Source organism: Acinetobacter sp. YH12219 (assembly GCF_013417875.1).
GTDB lineage: Bacteria > Pseudomonadota > Gammaproteobacteria > Pseudomonadales > Moraxellaceae > Acinetobacter > Acinetobacter amyesii.
Genome location: NZ_VPDC01000053.1, coordinates 1 through 3,526 on the forward strand (window position 1 = coordinate 1; position 3,526 = coordinate 3,526).

General features: G+C 39.4%; 3 protein-coding genes and 1 pseudogene. All 4 read right to left on the reverse strand.

What is annotated here, in order from left to right; all coding sequences use genetic code 11:
* Window positions 1-115 precede the first annotated feature (115 nt).
* Window positions 116-592, reverse strand: a pseudogene (locus FTV04_RS16410) (GMP synthase (glutamine-hydrolyzing)); the annotation flags it as partial.
* Between the two features lie 56 nt (window positions 593-648).
* Window positions 649-1,509, reverse strand: coding sequence for a macrolide hydrolase EstT (gene estT, locus FTV04_RS16415; RefSeq protein ID WP_077782102.1), 861 nt, complete (start codon window positions 1,507-1,509; stop codon window positions 649-651).
* Window positions 1,510-1,526: 17 nt separating this feature from the next.
* Window positions 1,527-2,663 carry a tetracycline-inactivating monooxygenase Tet(X) gene (tet(X), locus tag FTV04_RS16420; protein ID WP_044502094.1) on the reverse strand — a complete coding sequence of 379 codons (1,137 nt, stop codon included), beginning with the start codon at window positions 2,661-2,663 and terminating at the stop codon, window positions 1,527-1,529.
* Between the two features lie 23 nt (window positions 2,664-2,686).
* On the reverse strand, window positions 2,687-3,064 hold the full coding sequence (locus FTV04_RS16425; protein WP_044502095.1) for a hypothetical protein: 378 nt from the start codon (window positions 3,062-3,064) through the stop codon (window positions 2,687-2,689).
* Window positions 3,065-3,526 lie beyond the last annotated feature (462 nt).

Consider the following 3,526-nt stretch of genomic DNA (forward strand, 5'->3'; position numbering starts at 1 on the left):
GCATGTTCCGCGTCCTTGCAATACTGTGTTTACATACAGTCTATCGCTTAGCGGAAAGTTCTTTTACCCTCAGCCGAAATGCCTGCCGTTGCTAGACATTGCCAGCCAGTGCCCGTCACTCCCACTCAATAGTTGCCGGCGGCTTTGAGGAAACATCGTAGGTTACCCGCGAAATACCGGGAATCTCATTAATGATGCGGCTAGAAACCGTTTCTAAAAACTCATACGGCAAGTGTGCCCAGCGCGCTGTCATAAAATCGATAGTTTCTACTGCGCGCAATGCCACCACATACTCATAGCGGCGGGCATCGCCCACTACGCCAACCGACTTCACTGGCAAGAATACAGCGAAGGCTTGGCTGGTTTTGTGATACAGGTCAGCGGCATACAGCTCTTCGATAAAGATGGCATCAGCCAAGCGCAACCTGTCGGCATATTCTTTTTTTACTTCGCCAAGAATACGCACACCCAAGCCAGGGCCAGGGAAGGGATGACGGTAAACCATGTCGTAGGGCAGACCTAACTCCATACCGATCTTGCGCACCTCATCTTTAAACAGCTCGCGCAGCGGCTCCACCAGCTTGAGCGTCATAACACATTGATATTAGCTTCAATCTCTAAACCGTTGATTTGGAAATACATAATACCCTATTTGTTCATTCTTTTGTTATTTGTTGTATGTTGCGTTATTCCATCAATAATTTTATTCCAATCTTCGAAATGTAGTTCGTGTCCGGTTCCATCAAGCGTTATTAGTTTTGAGCCGTTTATCTTTTCAAGTAAAACTGCTGAATTCTTAAAATGCCATATTTTATCGTCCGTTCCGTGTACAATTAAGGTTGGTTGATTGATTTCGCTCAATCTGTTCCAGTATTCTTCACCACCTTGCAGTGCCGCATGATTGAACATACTTATATAGTTATTAGCTCTTTTAAATTCGGCTCTAATCAGTTTTTCACTTCTTTGTTTGTCAAATTGTTTCCTGCCGCTCATCAATTCAGCACCTTGAATTAAATAATTTGCCACACTGTCTTCATTTGTCCAATCTACGGTTTCAGCTTTTCCGTGAAAATCTAAAATACGCGTATCCATTTCAGGAATTGTGGGGTCTGAGTCGCCCCAAGGACCTGATGAGATTAGTGTTATTGAACTTACCCTGTCGGCATATTTTATTGATGCTATTTGAGAAATCAGTCCGCCCAGTGAAATTCCCACAAAATTGGCTTTGACTATTTTATAGCCGTCCAAAATTGAAATAGCATCATGGGTTAAGTCAACAATATCATAGGGGGTTGAACCCGGTTCGTAATTAGTAGATTTTCCTACGTCCCTATTGTCGTAGCGAATAACAAAAAATCCCTTTTCAGATAGTTTCTGGCAAAATTCAGCATCCCAATACAACATGGATACCGTTGCTCCCGCAATCAAGAGTATTGCCGGATCTTTTTCACATCCAAAACTTTCGGTAAAAAGTCTTATTCCGTTTTTTTTAACTATTTTCTCTTTCATTTCCTCGCCTTTCTGTTTTATAGATTCATTAGTTTTTGGAAAGAAAAGTCGAGGCTGAACATTTCCGTTTCGTTTATTATTGATTCTGCCTGTGCTTCTCTTCCATAAGCAAACATTTGCTGTTCATAATTTTCAATAGCCTCTTCAATGCTGTTAAATTTCCCATTGGTCAGATTATCCGACAATATCAAGGCATCCATCAACCCACTGTTTACGCCTTGTCCTGCAAAAGGAGGCATCAAATGAGCAGCATCTCCAATCATCGTTATGGGTAATGGACGCTTACTTTTCCAAGACTTATCTAAGGGAAATATTCGTGTCGCTAACCCTACAAAAGATGATGTCAAACGAATCAGTTCTTTGTAGCGTTCGTCCCAATCGGAAAATTTTTTCAGGAGAAAATCAACGACACTATTTCTGTCTTGAAAATCTACCCGCGTTTTGCTTTTCCATTCATCAGGTGTTTTAAAACTTATTCCAAAATGCAATGCACCATTATTATTAGGATTCGCAAATAATAAATTACCTTGATGAGCAGCCATTAGCCGGTTTCCATTGCAAAGCTGAAAAAATCCAGGACAGTTCACCTCCGGTTGATGAATATCGGCTTGTATATTGAAAGTACCTGTTTCTTCAACTTCCGTGTCGGTAACAAATTTTCTTACTTTAGACATTCCACCATTGGCAATAATAACCAGATCTGCTGTTTCACTCGATTTATCCTCAAAAGTTAGTATCCACTTCTCCTTATCAGGTTCAAGGGTAACAAGTTTTCTATCCCAAATGACGGTATCATTTTGTAAACTATTTAATAGGATAGTCCTTAAGTCATTTCTGTTTATTTCAGGATTGTCAAAACGATTTTCGGGTCTTACATTTTTTGTGGTTAAAATATTGCCCTTTTCATCAACAATATTTACACCCATTGGTAAAGCTAAGTCATAATAAGTTTGTAACAATCCCGCTCTTTTCATTGCTTCCTGTCCCGAATCCCTGTGCAGATCAAGTGTCCCACCAAAAATCCTTGCATCTTGGTCTTTGTCTCTCTCGTAAACTGTAATGTCCACGCCGTTTTGCTGTAACAATCTCGCCATTGTTAATCCAACAGGCCCGGCACCAATTATTGTAATTTTTTTATGTTTTAGTAAAGTCATATTCTTGTTCGCTGGTTTTAATGTCAACTAATGTCTGTCAATTTAATCACTTTGTTTTTTTTAAATTCAAACACGGATTTTCCTGATAACTTTAGCTTTTGCCCTTTTTTTAAGCCGTTCGGAAAGTCAATTGCTAAAATTGCTGTATAATCAATTTCTATTTCAGTGCTGTTGTCAAAATGCCTAAACGATTTAACTGTCTGTGTTCTCTTTGCAAAGTATGTTTTTGCTGTTTCTGCCTGTTGTTTAAACGCTGTTAACCCTTTCAGCGATAAACTTATATCATTATTTTGAATGTTTTCAAAAACAATATTATCGTCAAGGTCTGCAACCATTTTTTTGATATCAAATTGGTTGTATCCATCGATGTAGTTATTGATGATGTTTACTCTGTCGGTCATATTTTGTAATTATTTATCGGTTACATATTGGTGTTGTCTGTAGGTTGTTCTACGATAATTGCCAACTTTTAACTTCTATACGAAGGAACATGTTGGGATACTTGAACTTTCGATTTAGCGCCAACACGAGCAAACCGAAGTTAGCACCTACTCTCTATTCAGCATATTTTTTAAAAATACTTGTGGCAATGTGTCCGCCAAAACCAAAAGTATTACTCATTGCGTAATTCACTTGCCGTTGTTGTGATTGGTGTAACGTCAAGTTAAATATATCCCTATATTCAGGTTCAATATCTACCGAATTGATTGTTGGCGGAACAATGTTATTCTGAACAACGTATAGGAAGAATAAACGCCCTTTTCACCCAAGTCCAACAGCTTTGGACCGCAGTTGACTCTTTCGACACCCCTGCGATGCAACCCAATCCGGCTGACGGGGAGCCAGCAACGCTGAAAATTTAC

Coding starts and splice junctions, on each gene's coding strand:
- estT (WP_077782102.1), bottom strand. CDS start 1,509: ATGAAAGAGAAAATAGTTAAAAAAAACGGAATAAGACTTTTTACCGAA.
- FTV04_RS16425 (WP_044502095.1), bottom strand. CDS start 3,064: ATGACCGACAGAGTAAACATCATCAATAACTACATCGATGGATACAAC.